Here is a 15279-nt window from a genome sequence, read left to right as displayed (position 1 = left end):
AACGACTCTATTATAAAACCCGGTTCCGTTGTTGTAAAATTCCGAATCTAGTTCTATAATATAAAGAATTAGTTATATTATAGGCTGATAGGGGATGAGGCGATGACGGAAGCGGAGATAAGAGCATTTCTAACGGTCCTGCAGGCAGGGAATATTTCATCCGCCGCTGCACGGCTGTATGTGACGCAGCCGGCGCTCAGCAAGCGGATTCAGGCATTGGAACATGAACTGGGATACAGGCTGATAACACGGGGGAAGGGGCTGCGTGAACTCGGGCTTACGCCCAAGGGTGAGGCATTCGTACCGGTTGCGGAACGCTATCTCGAGCTTTGGAAAGAGGCCAGGGAGATCGATGGGATAGAACAGAACAGGGTACTGCGTATTTCGGCCGTCAACAGTGTCAGTACTTATCTGTTCCCGGCTGTCTGCTCCGGATTTATGTTAAAGCATCCGGACTGTCTGCTGAACTTTTCGAATTACCATTCTCAGGAGGCATATGGGCATGTGGCGGACGGCAGGATTGATTTGGCCCTGATTTCCGATGACATGAATGTGAGGGGGGGGGAGACAGTTCCTTTGTTCAACGAGGATATGCTGCTTGCGCTGGGACCGGGTGGCAGGTATGTCGATGCCGGACATCCGTCTGAACTGAACCCGGCCGATGAGATTCGTCTGCCCTGGAGTCCGGAATATGATATGTGGCATGAATACTGGTTTAACTCTACCGCACGATCCAGGATGGTGGTAGACCAGATGTCGCTGCTGGAATATTTTCTGAGGTTTCAGGATGTCTGGGCGGTTGTTCCGGCCACGGCTGCCCTGCATTTGAGAGAGCGACTCGGAATCAGAATCCGGCCGATGCAGGAGGGGCCTCCGCCGCAAATTATCTATTATTTGAAGAGAAAGATATACCGGATAGAGCAGGCGCAGCAGTTCCTCGAAGCAGTGAACCGGGAGCTGCTGAGGCTTAGGGAGATGGGCCGCCATGTGAGGCCGCTGACGGAAGAACCGTAACACCGGCCTCTCTTTTTTGTGCAGGGAAAGAGAGGAAATGAACACGAAAAGCATGTAGAATCTGTATGTAGCATACAGGCAGGAGGAATAAAGATGGAGTGGATAGAACGCCTTAATAAGGCAATGAGCTATATCGAAGAGCATATCACCGAGGAGATTGATTTTGAGCAGACAGCGAAGATAGCCTGCTGTTCTGCTTATCACTTTCAGAGGATGTTCACGTATATGGCAGGCATCCCCCTCTCCGAATACATCCGGCGCAGACGGATGACGCTGGCGGCGGTGGAGCTGCAGAGCAGTGATGAAAAAGTAATCGACATTGCCCTTAAGTACGGCTATGCTTCTCCGACGGCATTTAACCGCGCATTCCAGAGCGTGCAGGGAATTACGCCCTCGGCAGCTAAAAAGAAGGGAACTCCGGTAAAATCTTATCCTCCGCTCAGTTTTGCAATCACGATTAAAGGAGTGGAAGGAATGAATTACAGAATCGAAGAAAAAGAGGCATTTCGTATTATCGGCATTGCACAGTCTATGAGTAAAAATCTGGAAGAAAATTTTGCGGTTGTACCGCAGATGTGGGGAAAGGCGGCAGCCGACGGAACGATACAGAAGCTGGCATCGATGATTGAAGGCCAGCCGGCCGGCCTGCTGGGAGTAAGCATCTGCAATAATGAGGAGGACTGGAGATATTTTATCGCTGTTTCCGGTACCCGGCCGGCGGAGGCCCCGTTCGAAGAGTACCGGGTTCCGGCGTCCACATGGGCAGTTTTTCCGGGTACGGGAACCAATCTGTCGGTTCAGGATCTGGAACGGCGCATCGTGACAGAGTGGCTGCCCACATCCGGATATGAATACGGCAGCGCTCCCGACATTGAGGTATACATCAGCCCCAATCCGGAAAATGCGAAGTATGAGGTATGGATTCCGGTAGTGAAGAAACAGTAACGTAATGGAGGAGCCATACACAGGCTGCTTATATCGAAAAGACAGGACGCATATCAAAATCGCGTCCTGTCTTCTTTTGATTGAAGGCGGTGCCTATACAAATCCCTGAGCCATCATAGCATTTGCAATCTTTTCAAAGCTTGCGATATTGGCTCCGGCAACATAATTTCCAGAAACGCCGTATCGTTTTGCAGCGTCTGCCACTTTCGTGTAGATTCCTTTCATGATATCATGGAGTTTTTCATCCACTTCTTCGAATGTCCAGCTCATGCGGAGGCTGTTCTGGCTCATCTCCAGTGCGGAGGTGGCAACACCGCCTGCATTTGCCGCTTTTCCCGGCATGAACAGCATGCCGTTGTCCAGGAAGAACTCGGTAGCCTCCATATCGGACGGCATATTGGCTCCTTCTGCAACAGCAATGCAGCCGTTTGCTTTCAGTGTTTTTGCATCCTCCAGATTAAGTTCATTCTGGGTTGCGCACGGCAGGGCGATGTCGCACGGAACGGACCAGATTCCTGTTCCTTCCGTATACACGGAGCCCGGTACCTCATCAGCATATTCCTTAATACGTCCGCGGCGTATTTCTTTAATCTCTTTCACAATATCAAGTCTGATACCGTCTTTGTCATAAATGTAACCGTTGGAGTCACTCATGGCCACAACTGTTGCACCAAGCTGCTGGGCTTTTTCCACGGTGTAGATTGCTACATTGCCGGAGCCGGACACAATTGCCGTCTTGCCCTCCAGGCTGATACCGTGGCTTTTCAGCATTTCTTCCAGTATGTAGACCAGGCCGTAGCCGGTAGCCTGGGTGCGCACCAGGGAACCGCCGTAGGTTAAACCTTTTCCGGTCAGCACACCCTCGTAGAGGCCGGTCAGGCGCTTATACTGGCCGTACATAAAGCCAAGCTCTCTTCCTCCCACGCCGATGTCGCCTGCGGGAACGTCCTGGTCGGCACCGATATGTTTATAAAGTTCTGTCATAAAGCTCTGGCAGAATACCATTATCTCGTGATCGGATTTGCCTTTCGGATCAAAATCAGAGCCGCCTTTGCCGCCGCCGATAGGCAGCCCGGTCAGAGAGTTTTTAAATGTCTGTTCAAATCCAAGGAATTTAAGGATGCCCTGGTTAACCGACGGATGAAAGCGGAGGCCTCCTTTGTAAGGCCCGATTGCATTATTAAACTGCAGGCGGTAGCCCTTGTTAATACGTGCACGGCCTTTGTCGTCCACCCAGGGAACACGGAAGGAGATAATTCGTTCCGGTTCTACGAGACGCTCCAGAAGAGCCGTCTCTCTGTACTGTGTTTCGTTGGCGTCAATTACCAGCTTCAGAGAATCCAATACCTCTTTCACTGCCTGATGGAATTCTTTTTCACCAGGATTTTCCCTCACTGTTTTGTTGTAGATTTCTTCGACATACGACATAGATTCTTCCTCCTCACATGCAATCTTGCGTTACACTTCCGGCCGCCTTCCACGCCGTGTTAACAGAGCAACAGAGCTTATGGCATGCTGCCTGGACCCTCGTATTTGTGTAATGTTCAGCATTGTAGCATGGTAGCAAGTTAAAGTCAAGAAGAATAATCAGATTACTTTTGCATTTTTGTAAATACAATCCTGTTATGTGCGAAAAGACAAAATGTTTTGTATTATATTGATAGTTATCTATTATTATTGAGGCTGATCTTTGTAAAAAATGCAACATAGCCCGATTTTTCTTCATAGAGTCATTCTATCAATCCCATATAAAACAGGTATTAGACTTCAAAGGGGAAGCAGGGATATAATAAAAACAATTCAAAGCCGCAAGGTTTGGCGCGGCGGCTAAAGACAGGTCAGAAGAAAGAGGTGTTTATTATGGGAAAACAGAGTAAAAAGATCCGCCGGCTTCTTGCAGAAAACGATTATCTGATTGCGCCGTGTGCATATGATGCGCTTAGCGCAAGGGCGATCCAGGCTTCCGGATTTTCAATTGCAGGCACAACCGGGTACGGAATGCACGGGGTAGTGCTGGGACAGCCTGATACGGGACTTCTCGCCCTGAATGAGACGGTATCAATACTCAGCAAAATGGTTGACGCGGTTGACATACCGATTCTCGCCGACGCCGAGGGAGGCTACGGAAGCGCCCTCAATGTAATCCGCGCAGTAAAAGAGTATGAGAAGACAGGTGTGGCCGGCCTGTTTATAGAGGACCAGAAACAGCCGCCGAACTGTCCGTTTATTAAAGCTCCGGAGCTTATCAGCACTGATGAGATGGTTGGAAAAATCGAGGCTGCGGTCGCGACCCGCGAGGATCCGGATATGGTAATTATAGCGCGTACCGACGCACCGTTTGAGGAGGCAATTGAGAGAGCCAACGCATATATGGAAGCCGGTGCTGATATGGTTAAGATTCTGCCGAAATCACGTCAGGAGCTGGAGGCCCTTCCCCCAAGGGTAAACGGGCCGATCCATCTGGGCCTGTATGCTAATAAAGGAATCAATGACGGAATGACAGCCGCAGACTGCGGTAAATTGGGCTACAAGATCATTACGTTCCCGGTAAGCTGCCTTTTTGCACAGACAGCCTCCCTTCTCTCTCTGTTAAAACATATTAAGGAGAATGAGACAGACGAGGGATACGACGGAGAGTTTATGGCTTTTGCCGACTACCTGAAATTTATCGGAGCAGATTACTACAAAGAACTGGTTGATAAGTATTTAAGAGTTTAATCCTCCAAACGCCGATAACGATATTCCTGTTAAGCTATCCCCAAAAAGGCATGATGGAAATGTGCATTCCGGACAGCCGGCGGCAGGAGTATCTTATTGATAGCGGTGAAGTGTGCCCGGCATACTTTTACCGTAAGATATAATTCCCCTGAAGAAGCCGGCCCCGGCAGAATTTAATTCTGCCGGGGCTGAGCTTTTTGATGGCGGAGACCTGAGCTTGCAGGTTACCGCTTCGGACTGAAAGCTTATTATTATAGAAAAAAGTCCCCGGCATTTATGATTTCCGAATTGGCCGAATCATAAACGCCGCGGACTTTTTTGGTTAATCCTGATTGGACTGGATTAAATCACAGGAACGGCCTGCACGCAGTATGTAACTGTCCATATCGTGATTTAATAGTTCTTTCAGTTTCCTGGAAAGTTCGATTACTTTGGTGATATCAATACCTGTAGCAATACCGGATTCCTCGCACAGATGGAGAACATCCTCTGTTGAGATGTTACCTGCCGCACCGGGGACAAACGGGCATCCGCCCAGTCCGCCGAAGGAGCTGTCGAAACGGTCCATTCCTGCTTCCATGGCCGCCATGATATTTGCCATAGCCAGGCCGCGGGTATTGTGGAAATGCAGCCACCAGGTTGCCTGCGGGTATTTTTCTTTTATATGGCAGCAGAGGTTGTAAACCTGGTTTGGAACGGCCATACCGGAGGTGTCCGACAGGGAGATTTCAGTGATTCCCACCTTGAGGTAGGCCTCGATGATGGCGTCTACGTCTTCCTCTGTGATACGGCCTTCCCATGGGGAGGCAAAAGGCATTGAGATGGAACCTGATATTGCAATACCATTCTCACCTGCGGCGTCCACACAGGATGCAAATCCCGCTACGCTCTCCTCCGGCGTCATGTTCAGGTTTTTCAGGTTATGCTGGCGGCTGGCGGAGACGTTGAGCTTCACTTTTTTACAGCCGCAGTCAATCGCTCTCTGGATTCCGCGCAGGTTTGGAATCAGGGCCCGGAGTTCAACGCCCGGAACGTCACCGATGGCCTTGAATACTTCGTCGGTGTTCGCCATCTGAGGCACAGCCCTCGGATGCATAAAGGAGCCAACCTCAATTACCGGGAATTTAGCATCAATTAGTCCGCGCAGCATTTCCAGCTTCTGCTCGGTGTTTAAGATATAAGTTTCATTCTGAAGGCCGTCACGCAGGCCTACCTCACACAGCGTAATTGATGAGGGAAGTTTCATAGAATAGTTCCTCCTTTAAGTGGGTTGTAATTTTCCGGCCGGGGAGGATGCAGGCGCACTGCCCCAGTCTGTATTGTTCTTGTAAATTCAGTATATCGGAGTTTCTTTTTTCAATCCAATGTTAAATATAAATGGAATCATTAATAAAAACGATTAATCCACTCAAAACTTGGAAAATATGCTGTTTTTCTATGAGTGAAATTGAACAATATGTCGAAATCATGCAAATTATTGATGAGTTCATGAAAACTGTCCATTGGACGTTTGTGCAATAATCCAATAGAATGTAAATACAGAAAGCAAGTATTGGTTGAATTAACTAAAGAATGAATATAGAAAGAGGAGGAATCGTTAATGGAAAGAAAGTTTTCCCTGGCCTATCTCACAATTCCGGGAGTGAATCCGTTTGATCAGATTCGGATTGCCGCAGAGGCTGGTTATGACTATGTAAGTCTTCGTACTATTCCGATGGGGCTGCCCGGAGAACCTCAGACTTGTCTGGAAAAAGACCCGGAGCTGTTTAAGAATATCAAAAAAGCCCTTAAGGACTCCGGCATGAAGCTGTTCGACATTGAGCTTGTGCGGGTCCGCGAAGATCTTCCAGGTGATTACAGAAAGGCATTTGAGTGCGGTGCAGAACTGGGAGCGACCGATGTTCTTTCCAGTGTTTGGACAAAGGATCATTCTTTTGCAGCAGAGCAGTACGGCAGCATCTGTGAGCAGGCGAGGGAGTTCGGACTGACTGTCAACCTGGAGTTCCCGATTGTTTCAGGGCTGACCACATTAGATGAGACGATTGCGATTCAGGATAAAGTGAATGCGCCGAACCTTAAACTCCTTATGGATATGATATACTGTCACTGGGATAACGTCACAGGAGAGAAGATTAAGGGACTTGACCCGGAGCGCTTTGGCGTAATCCACCTTTGCGACTGTCCGAAAGATACGCAGGGAATGGAAATTGCCCAGATTGTCCGTGAAGGCCGTGAATACTGCGGTGAGGGAGTTGCGGCTCTGGAGGATCTCTTAAAGGCTCTGCCGGCCAACACCTGTTCCATCGAACTTCCCAATACGAAATACATAGCCGAATACGGCGGCGCAGGTCATGCAAAACGGTGTCTGGACCATGCAAAGGCCGTATTCAAGAGAATCGGATTATAACAGAAATAAGAAAGAGGGAAGCTTATGAATATTGATATCAACACAAAGATGATCACCTTGCTGGGCACACCGCTGAGTCAGTCCTTCGCAGCCAGAATGCAGAATAAAGCCTATGAATCTGCCGGACTGAATATGTGCTATTTCTATACTGAGATTGATAATGAACATCTGGGAGAAGTGGTTAACAGCCTCCGGTATATGAATTTTGCCGGATGCGCAGTGACAAAGCCGAATAAAGTCAAAGTACTTGAGTACCTGGATGAACTGGATCCTTTATGCGAGAAGATGGGTTCCAGCAATACGGTGGTAAAGACGCCGGAGGGAAAGCTGGTAGGTTATAACACGGACGGAGTTGGTTTCTACACATCCCTGACGGAAGAGGGAGGCATCAAGGTTAACGAATGCGTATTCTTCTGTTTCGGGGGAGGCGGCGCAGGCCGTGCCATGTGTTCCATTCTTGCTTACCATGGAGCGCGCAAGATTTACATAACGGATGCATATGAGGAATGTGCAATATCGCTTGTCGGTGATATAAATGAGAAATTTGCTCCGATAGCTGAATTTGTTCCATTAGGAGATTTTTCAAAACTGGCTGCCTGTGATGTCGTGCTGAATGCCAGTGGCGTGGGAATGGGTTCCACGATTGGCCAGAGCCTTCTGCCAAAGGAATATATCAAACCGAGCCAGTTTTATTTCGATGCATGCTACAATCCTGCCAAGACTCAGTTCCTTCTGGATGCCGAGGAAAAAGGCTGCCGGATCCTGAACGGTCTGGGAATGTCGTTATATCAGGGGGCTGCCCAGATTGAACTCTGGACGGGACAGAAAGCTCCGGTAGAGGTAATGCGTCAGGAACTTTTAAAAATCGTAGCCGAAAGTAAAGCTTGATTTTATAAGGGGTTATAAAAAAGGAGGTATATGATGAAAGTAGTCAAATGGTTGGATGAACACATGGAAGAATTCCTGTTGGTTATCCTTCTCGTAGTAATCGCCTGTGTCAGTCTGCTTCAGGTAATTATCCGCAAAATTCCGTGGATACCGTCTCTGACCTGGGCAGAGGAGTTCTGCCGTTTCTGTTGGATTTGGAGTGTGTTTCTTTCTCTTCCATATACAATCAGAATGGGAAATATGCTTCGTGTAGGCGTTCTTCTGGATATGCTGCCTAACGCAGTGCGTAAGACAGTCAACATCCTGGTGGATATTGTGACAACGGCATGTATGGGTCTTCTGGCTTATCATTCCGTAGCAGTGGTAGGCGGCATTCAGGCCAGCGGTGAGGCTTCACCGGCTATGCTGTGGCCTATGTGGATTGTGTACAGCGTGATGCTGATTGGATTTGTTCTTGCGGTACTCCGCGGATTACAGCAGATGTACATCCACGTTACACATTTTAATGAAAAAGAATTAACAACGATTGAACAGACGATGAGAGACGCAGCAGAAGAAGCTGCCCTGGCGAAAGGAGGAGAAGAATAATGCCTGCATTATTGGTATTTGTAGTTTTCCTGATTGCAATAGCGGTATCCATACCGATTGGCGTCAGCATGATTCTGGGTTCGATAGCTCCGATTTTCTTAATGGGAAAAGGCGGTTCCGTTGTCCAGCTTTTAAATAACACCTTTTCAGGTGCCAACTCCACACCGATTTTGGCCGTACCGCTTTTCATTCTGGGCGGCGTTATCATGGCAAAGGGTGGAATTTCCAAAAAACTGTTTAACTTTTTCTCTTATTTTGCCGGAAGAATGCCGGGTGGACTTCCCTGTGCGGTAATCCTGACATGTCTGTTCTATGGCGCTATCTCCGGTTCCGGTCCTGCGACAACCGCAGCGGTTGGTTCCATGTGTGTTCCTTTCCTTACCGACCTGGGATATGAGAAGAAATGGAGTGCCGGCCTGATTGCAGTAGCCGGAGGTCTTGGAGTTATCATCCCGCCGTCCATTCCATTCGTGCTGTATTCACTGGCAACCGGCGTTTCCACAGGAGACCTGTTCCTTGGCGGAGTATTCCCCGGTATCCTGATTGGTTTGTTCCTGATGGTATATGCGGTATATTACTGTGTACGCCACGGAGAGGACCGCGATTTAATTAATGCCAGAATGAAAGAGCTTCGCTCTGCCGGATTTTTAAAACTGTTTTTAGACAGCTTCTGGGCTCTTCTGTGTCCGGTAATCGTTCTTGGCGGTATCTACACAGGCTTTGTTACACCTACCGAGGCGGCAACACTTTCCGTCTTTTATGCAATTATCGTTTCCCTGTTCATTTACAAATCGATCAAGGTAAACGAACTGATTCCGTTCCTCTGTGAGTCGGTAAAAACATACGGCGGCCTCGCCTTCGTGCTTGCGTTTGCAACTGCCTTCGGCCGTGTACTGTCCCTTACAAAGGCAACAAAGATTGTTGAGAACTTTATCCTCGGCAACTTCCATTCCGGTGTCGTGGTACTTACCGTACTGGCAATCATCTTCCTGATTCTCGGTATGGTCATGGATACAGGCCCAGCCATTATCATCCTGGCTCCGGTGCTTCTCCCGGCCGTTCAGGCTCTGGGTGTAGACCCGGTACACTTCGGTGTAGTTCTGGTTTGCTGTCTTTCCATTGGTCTTGCAACTCCGCCTTTTGGACTGGATTTGTTTGTGGCCGGAAATATCGCAGAAGAGCCTCCGATGTCTGTGGCAAGGAAAGCCGTTCCTTTTATGATAGCTTTCCTGGTAGCATTAGTTATTATCACTTATGTACCGTGGTTCTCCACATTCCTGCCGAATCTGCTTAAATAAAAGCAGATTTGGATTGAAGGCGGTGACATGTGCGCGGAGCGTGCAGGTTACCGTTTGACGGGGGAGTTTTACAGCTACTGTTTACAGTATAGCTTTATAAAACAATAGTAACTAAAGTAAATATTAAACAATTTAAAGGAGGAGTATTTTAATGAGAAAAATGAAGAAAGCAGCAGCATTATTTATGGCGGCGGCAATGGCAGCATCACTGTCAGCCTGCGGAGGCAGCAGCACAGGAACAACAACAGCGCCAACTCAGGCACCGGCAGCAGAGGGCAGTGAAGCCGAAGGCGGGGCGTCGGCCGATGTCGATACAAGCAGCTTTGAAGGACTTGATGATGTGGAACTGATTGGAGCCGACAACACAAGTAAAGGCGCTGCGGGACAGCTCTTCGGTGAGCTGGTAGCAGCTAAGGTAGATGAGATTACCGGAGGCAAGCTGACAATTGATTATCATCCAAACAGCGAACTGGGTGACGACGGTGATATTCTTCGCCAGATGCAGTCAAACGATATCCAGATTGTAGTATGCCAGACAGCTCCGCTCGTATCGTTCGTTCCGGAGGCAGCCGTATTCGATCTTCCTATGGTTTTTTCGAAGTATGACGGTGATACGATTGACGGTGTTTTAAATGGAGATTCTGCGTTCCACACCGAGCTTTCATCAGCTTTTGAGGCTGCAGGTTTCCACTACCTCGGCATTCTTCAGAACGCTACATACCGTTTGACAACAGCCAACAAAGAACTGAATACGCTTGCGGATTTCAAGGCTCTTCAGATTCGTACAATGAACAACAGCAACCATATGGCATTCTGGACAGCTATCGGAGCCGAGCCGACACCTCTTGCATGGTCCGAGGTTTACTTCGCACTGCAGAGCGGCACGATCGACGCACAGGAGAATGCCGCGGATACCTGCGTAGGCGCTAACCTGAACGAGGTTCAGAAAGTACTTGCCTGCACGAACCATATTCTGTATGCAAACCAGATGACAATCAACAAAGAAGCATATGATTCCCTTGACCCGGCTTACCAGGCAGCTCTGAATCAGGCAGTTACCGAAGCATTGGCAGAGCTTCGCCCGCAGCTTTCCGAGATCGATGAGCAGAATAAGCAGACTCTTGTAGATAAAGGCATGACTCTTATTGAGTATGACAATGCATTCTATGATGAGATTCTTAATCTTGACACAGTTAAAAAGCTGTATTCGGATATCGACAGCCAGGTAAACGGCCTTGGAACAACTCTGCAGGAAGCTCTGGAAAGCGCATCAAAGTAAATCCGGATATCAGAAACCGACCGGAACAGTATTATAAAGCAGCAATAAATGGATTTTTGCCGGAACGGCGGTTAAACGGCCGCCGTCCGGGAATATCCGTTCACTGACAGCGGCGGACAACAGAATATGGTTTCCGCTGCATGAATCAGGAGGCAGATATGGCGCGCAGCAACCAAAAACTTGCGTTTGCATTACTTTTTTTTACCTTCTTTATCTGGGGCAGTATCTATGTTACCGGAAAAATGATTTCGGACGATGTACCGGCTTCTCTGGTGGCATGCCTGCGGTGCGTGACTGCGATGATTCCTTTATATTTCATGTCGCGTAAGCACCTGAAAACAAAGATAGACAGGAAGGACAGGAAGTACTTCTTTCTTGTAGGCGCGCTCGGCTATTTCCTGACGGTTCAGATGATTCAGCTTGGCATAGCACTGACGGGAGCCTCTATGGCAGCCCTGATTAATGCCATGACACCGGTAGCGGTGACTATTCTTGCGGCTATTATCCTCAAGGAGAAAATCACCCCGGTAAAATGCCTCTGCCTTGTACTGGCACTGGCGGGGACTATTGTCATCACCAGCGGCGCTTCCACCCAGGGAGAGACGATGGGAATTGCGGTAGTTCTGGTAGGAGTCGTGTCCTTTGCGGCAGCTTCCGTATATATGCGCAGGCTGACGGCAAAGTATCCGGCAGTACTGGTGACCACCTACAGTATGGCCATCAGCTTGATTTTTCATATACCGGTAGGTATAGTGACTGTTTGTACCCGGCCGGTTACGATTACTCCGCTTGGAGTGGCAATAATCCTGTATCTTGGATTTGCGGGCTCCGGTGTGGCGCAGTATACCTGGACAAAATGTCTGTCCATGCTGCCTGCCAGCACCTGTTCCCTGTTTTACCCATTACAGCCTGCTTTTGCAGCTCTTTTAGGAGCCTGGCTTTTGGGAGAAACCTTTACCCCTGCATTTTTCATCGGATTGATGCTGATTTCTCTTGACGTGGTTCTTAATACATGGGAGGCGCGCCAAATGGATAAGGCGCTGACGGCAAAAGAATCCTCCAACGTCTAAACAGGTTGCGGTTTCCTGAGAACTAATAGATAATAGTGAAGGGAAAATTTACCGCATTTAAAACCTGGAGGAGGATTACATATGAATTTGCAGTGGCTGTACTATTTTAACACAATTGCAGAACTTGAACATTATACCAGGGCAGCAGAAAAGCTGCATGTAAGTCAGTCGAACCTGAGCCATGCCATCAAAGAACTGGAAAATGAATTGGGGGTTCAGCTCTTTGAACGTCAGGGGCGCAACATTAAATTGACAAAATATGGTGAAATATTCCAGCCATATGTTATTAGGACAATAAATTCACTGGAGGACGGCATTACTACTTTAAAAGGGTATATCGACCCGAACGAGGGAATCATTTCCCTGGCAGGGTTTCCGTCAATGGCACAATTTGCACCGGATCTCATGGTGCGCTATCAATCTGAGACCAACCGTCTGGGTGTACAGTTTCAGTACAGCCAGGAAGGATGGAAAGCAATTTACAACATGCTGCTTGACGGTGCGGTTGATTTGATATTGTCAACAAAATTGGAGCATCCGCAGATAGAGGCGGCCTATATAGGAACACACCGCCTGGTGCTGCTGGTGCCGGAAGGCCACCGGCTGGCAGGTAAAGGGTGTGTGGACTTAAAAGAGCTTGACGGCGAAAACTATATTGCATTTGACCCCAGCGGACAGCTGAGAAGTCAGCTGGATGAGCTTTTTAAAGAGCTGGGAGTCAGGCCGAATATGGTTATGGAGACATTGAGCGACCAGATTATTCATGGAATGGTTGCAGCCAGACGGGGGGTGGCTATTGTACCATATCCACTTTCCGGGGCGCCATATAATACGCAGATTCTCCCTATTGCCAATGATATTCCCCAGCGTAAGCTGTATCTGCAGTGGAATAAGGAGCGGTATATCCCTCCGGCAGCAAAGTATTTCCGTGATTATGTCATCCGCAGCGGAGAGGTGTTCGACCAATACATGGAACACCATGGCCTGATGTAACCGGAAAGAGCTGTTATATTTGTAGATGGGTGACAGTTCAGACAGCGTGAACTGTTACACGGATGGTACTTGAACAGTAAAATAAAAATAAATATATAAGAAAGATTGATAATGGAGGAAGAACTATGAGTAAGAAGCTGGTTTCTGAATTAATGGTAGATTACCTTGAACGCCGCGACGTCAAATATGTATTCGGCCTTTGCGGACATACAGTAATCGGTATGCTGGACGCTTTGTCCCGCAGCGAAAAAGTTAAATACATTTCCAACCGTCACGAGGCAGTGGCATCAACCGCAGCCGACGGATATGCACGAATCACGCATAAAGCGTCTGTTGTTATGTGCCATCTGGGGCCTGGACTTACAAACGTACTGACAGGAGTTGCCAATGCCGCGTTTGATTCCATTCCCATGGTTGTTATTGCAGGTGATGTTCCCAGCTATTATTATGGCCGCCATCCTCATCAGGAAGTAAACATGCACGGTGATGCGACACAGTATAAAATGCTTGAGCCGGTTGTAAAAAGAGCATGGCGCGTGGACGATGTGGAGGCCCTTCCCGACATCATGGATAAGGCATTCCGACTTGCCGAGTCCGGCCGTCCGGGACCTGTCCTGATTGACATGCCGATGGATATGTTCTCACGTGAGATGGAAGATTATCTGTGGGATCGTACCTACAAAGACAGCCATCTGACCATGCGTCCGGCGCTGGATCCGGCTGCCGCCAAGGCAATCGCAAAGAAACTGGTTGAGGCTGAGAACCCGGTGCTTCACGCCGGCGGAGGTATCCTGCTTTCCCAGGCATCCGAAGAGCTTGCAGCGCTTGCAGAATTCCTTGATATTCCGGTTTCCCGTACACTGATGGGACAGGGATGCCTTTCCGACCGCCATCCGCTGATGATTGGACAGACCGGTTTCTGGGGACTTGAATTTACACATTCAATTACGACAAAAGCCGATGTAATCCTTGGACTCGGAACACGTTTTGCAGAGGCAGACAGTTCCAGCTGGTACCCTGGAGTAACATTCGATCCGGCTCACACCACGTTCTTGCAGATTGACATTGATCCAATGGAAATCGGCCGTAACTATCCGGTTGAGATCGGCGCTATCGGCGACCTGAAGATTGGTCTTGCACAGATTCTCGAAGAGGTCAAAAAGATTTGTCCGGAAGGAAAGAAGAACCCTGAATTAAGAGCAGAGATTGCAAAAGCAAAAGAAGCTTTCAAAGCAACCAATGTTGACATATCCAATGACAACCGTTTCCCGATGACACCTCAGCGTATCTTAAAAGATGTCAAGGAAGTTATTCCGGAGGATGCGGTAATCTTCACCGATGTAGGCTGGAATAAGAACGGTGTTGCGCAGCAGTTCGACATCACGCTTCCGGGAACGATCCACCATTCATCCGGTCTGGCTACCATGGGCTTCGGCGCGTCAGCCGTACTGGGCGGCAAGGTTGCGGCTCCTGACAAGATCTGCCTTACTCTCACAGGCGACGGCGGCTTCGGCGTTAACCCGACCTGCCTTGCGACGGCGGTAGAGCAGGGAATCGCCTGCACATGGGTTGTTATGAACAACTCTGCGTTCGGTACAATTGCCGGACTTGAAAATGCAAATTACCAGACAAAGTTCGGTACCGTATTCCTTACGCCGGAAGGCGAGAGCTACACACCACGCTGGGCAGATGTGGCCAAAGCTTACGGTGTTGAGTCTGTCTGTGTTGAGTCCGCCGATGAATTCAAACCGGCTCTGGAGAGGGCAATCGAGGCCAATAAGGCGGGAAGACCGTTCCTCGTGGAAGCACCGATGGAAAACATCGTTGTTCCTACACCAGGATGCTGGAATATCAACGATATCTTCAGCCCGAATAATCTTGTTAAAGAGGGTAAACTTGTTAAAGATGAGAATGGAAGATTCGTGGCGCCAAGCCATGCGAAATCGCATAATGCAAAGTAATTGGCAGTGAGATGATTTTCAGTTCATAATAATGTAATAGAAAATGGGTAAAGCTGGGATGGCTTTGCCCGTTTTCTATTTTATGTAGAGATTTAGTTAAGCAGGTGAGGACGCCGCC

The 15279-nt window shown here is 48.6% G+C and carries 13 protein-coding genes; 11 read left to right on the top strand and 2 right to left on the bottom strand.

The features are described 5' to 3' along the window. The first annotated feature begins 102 nt into the window (after positions 1 to 102). Positions 103 to 1014: a LysR family transcriptional regulator gene (locus CLOSYM_RS19745; RefSeq protein ID WP_021643509.1), complete on the top strand. Its 912-nt coding sequence runs from the start codon at positions 103 to 105 to the stop codon at positions 1012 to 1014. A gap of 93 nt (positions 1015 to 1107) precedes the next feature. Continuing rightward, on the top strand, positions 1108 to 1959 hold the full coding sequence (locus CLOSYM_RS19740) for an AraC family transcriptional regulator (protein WP_044902980.1): 852 nt from the start codon (positions 1108 to 1110) through the stop codon (positions 1957 to 1959). 93 nt (positions 1960 to 2052) lie between these two features. Here the strand turns inward: CLOSYM_RS19740 and gdhA are convergent, their stop codons facing one another. Continuing rightward, a complete protein-coding gene (gdhA, locus tag CLOSYM_RS19735; RefSeq protein ID WP_021643507.1) occupies positions 2053 to 3387 on the bottom strand; it encodes an NADP-specific glutamate dehydrogenase in 1335 nt (444 codons plus the stop codon). A gap of 432 nt (positions 3388 to 3819) precedes the next feature. Between gdhA and CLOSYM_RS19730 the strand changes: the two genes are divergently transcribed. Beyond that, the gene (locus CLOSYM_RS19730) at positions 3820 to 4677 is read left to right on the top strand and encodes an isocitrate lyase/PEP mutase family protein (protein ID WP_044902978.1); all 858 of its coding nucleotides are present in this window, start codon (positions 3820 to 3822) and stop codon (positions 4675 to 4677) included. Between the two features lie 322 nt (positions 4678 to 4999). Here CLOSYM_RS19730 and CLOSYM_RS19725 read toward each other — a convergent pair whose 3' ends face one another. Continuing rightward, positions 5000 to 5923, bottom strand: a complete 924-nt coding sequence (locus CLOSYM_RS19725) for a hydroxymethylglutaryl-CoA lyase (RefSeq protein WP_021643504.1) — start codon at positions 5921 to 5923, stop codon at positions 5000 to 5002. 354 nt (positions 5924 to 6277) lie between these two features. Between CLOSYM_RS19725 and CLOSYM_RS19720 the strand changes: the two genes are divergently transcribed. The 8 genes from CLOSYM_RS19720 to CLOSYM_RS19685 all read left to right on the top strand — a co-directional run bounded on the left by CLOSYM_RS19720 (position 6278) and on the right by CLOSYM_RS19685 (position 15161). Further along, complete coding sequence (locus tag CLOSYM_RS19720) at positions 6278 to 7084, top strand: sugar phosphate isomerase/epimerase family protein (protein ID WP_021643502.1); 807 nt, start codon at positions 6278 to 6280, stop codon at positions 7082 to 7084. Positions 7085 to 7108: 24 nt separating this feature from the next. Further along, positions 7109 to 7972, top strand: a complete 864-nt coding sequence (locus CLOSYM_RS19715) for a shikimate dehydrogenase family protein (RefSeq protein WP_003503343.1) — start codon at positions 7109 to 7111, stop codon at positions 7970 to 7972. Positions 7973 to 8002: 30 nt separating this feature from the next. Then, positions 8003 to 8560, top strand: a complete 558-nt coding sequence (locus CLOSYM_RS19710; RefSeq protein WP_009298880.1) for a TRAP transporter small permease — start codon at positions 8003 to 8005, stop codon at positions 8558 to 8560. After that, positions 8560 to 9858 carry a TRAP transporter large permease gene (locus tag CLOSYM_RS19705; protein WP_021643501.1) on the top strand — a complete coding sequence of 433 codons (1299 nt, stop codon included), beginning with the start codon at positions 8560 to 8562 and terminating at the stop codon, positions 9856 to 9858. The genes CLOSYM_RS19710 and CLOSYM_RS19705 overlap by 1 nt, the downstream gene beginning before the upstream one ends. A gap of 151 nt (positions 9859 to 10009) precedes the next feature. Continuing rightward, positions 10010 to 11137: a TRAP transporter substrate-binding protein gene (locus CLOSYM_RS19700; RefSeq protein WP_021643500.1), complete on the top strand. Its 1128-nt coding sequence runs from the start codon at positions 10010 to 10012 to the stop codon at positions 11135 to 11137. Positions 11138 to 11295: 158 nt separating this feature from the next. Further along, positions 11296 to 12207 (top strand): DMT family transporter, encoded by a 912-nt coding sequence (locus CLOSYM_RS19695; protein ID WP_044902976.1) that lies wholly within the window; start codon positions 11296 to 11298, stop codon positions 12205 to 12207. Positions 12208 to 12288: 81 nt separating this feature from the next. Further along, positions 12289 to 13200 (top strand): LysR family transcriptional regulator, encoded by a 912-nt coding sequence (locus CLOSYM_RS19690; protein ID WP_003504755.1) that lies wholly within the window; start codon positions 12289 to 12291, stop codon positions 13198 to 13200. Positions 13201 to 13325: 125 nt separating this feature from the next. Continuing rightward, positions 13326 to 15161, top strand: coding sequence for a thiamine pyrophosphate-binding protein (locus tag CLOSYM_RS19685; protein ID WP_003504756.1), 1836 nt, complete (start codon positions 13326 to 13328; stop codon positions 15159 to 15161). Positions 15162 to 15279 lie beyond the last annotated feature (118 nt).

Source organism: [Clostridium] symbiosum ATCC 14940, assembly GCF_000466485.1.
Taxonomy (GTDB): Bacteria; Bacillota; Clostridia; order Lachnospirales; family Lachnospiraceae; genus Otoolea; species Otoolea symbiosa.
Note: the sequence above shows the minus strand (reverse complement) of the source record. Positions and strands in the feature narration are given on the sequence as shown.

Coding starts and splice junctions, on each gene's coding strand:
- CLOSYM_RS19715 (WP_003503343.1), top strand. CDS start 7,109: ATGAATATTGATATCAACACAAAGATGATCACCTTGCTGGGCACACCG.
- CLOSYM_RS19730 (WP_044902978.1), top strand. CDS start 3,820: ATGGGAAAACAGAGTAAAAAGATCCGCCGGCTTCTTGCAGAAAACGAT.
- CLOSYM_RS19745 (WP_021643509.1), top strand. CDS start 103: ATGACGGAAGCGGAGATAAGAGCATTTCTAACGGTCCTGCAGGCAGGG.
- CLOSYM_RS19685 (WP_003504756.1), top strand. CDS start 13,326: ATGAGTAAGAAGCTGGTTTCTGAATTAATGGTAGATTACCTTGAACGC.
- CLOSYM_RS19725 (WP_021643504.1), bottom strand. CDS start 5,923: ATGAAACTTCCCTCATCAATTACGCTGTGTGAGGTAGGCCTGCGTGAC.
- CLOSYM_RS19690 (WP_003504755.1), top strand. CDS start 12,289: ATGAATTTGCAGTGGCTGTACTATTTTAACACAATTGCAGAACTTGAA.
- CLOSYM_RS19740 (WP_044902980.1), top strand. CDS start 1,108: ATGGAGTGGATAGAACGCCTTAATAAGGCAATGAGCTATATCGAAGAG.
- CLOSYM_RS19720 (WP_021643502.1), top strand. CDS start 6,278: ATGGAAAGAAAGTTTTCCCTGGCCTATCTCACAATTCCGGGAGTGAAT.
- CLOSYM_RS19705 (WP_021643501.1), top strand. CDS start 8,560: ATGCCTGCATTATTGGTATTTGTAGTTTTCCTGATTGCAATAGCGGTA.
- CLOSYM_RS19710 (WP_009298880.1), top strand. CDS start 8,003: ATGATGAAAGTAGTCAAATGGTTGGATGAACACATGGAAGAATTCCTG.
- CLOSYM_RS19700 (WP_021643500.1), top strand. CDS start 10,010: ATGAGAAAAATGAAGAAAGCAGCAGCATTATTTATGGCGGCGGCAATG.
- gdhA (WP_021643507.1), bottom strand. CDS start 3,387: ATGTCGTATGTCGAAGAAATCTACAACAAAACAGTGAGGGAAAATCCT.
- CLOSYM_RS19695 (WP_044902976.1), top strand. CDS start 11,296: ATGGCGCGCAGCAACCAAAAACTTGCGTTTGCATTACTTTTTTTTACC.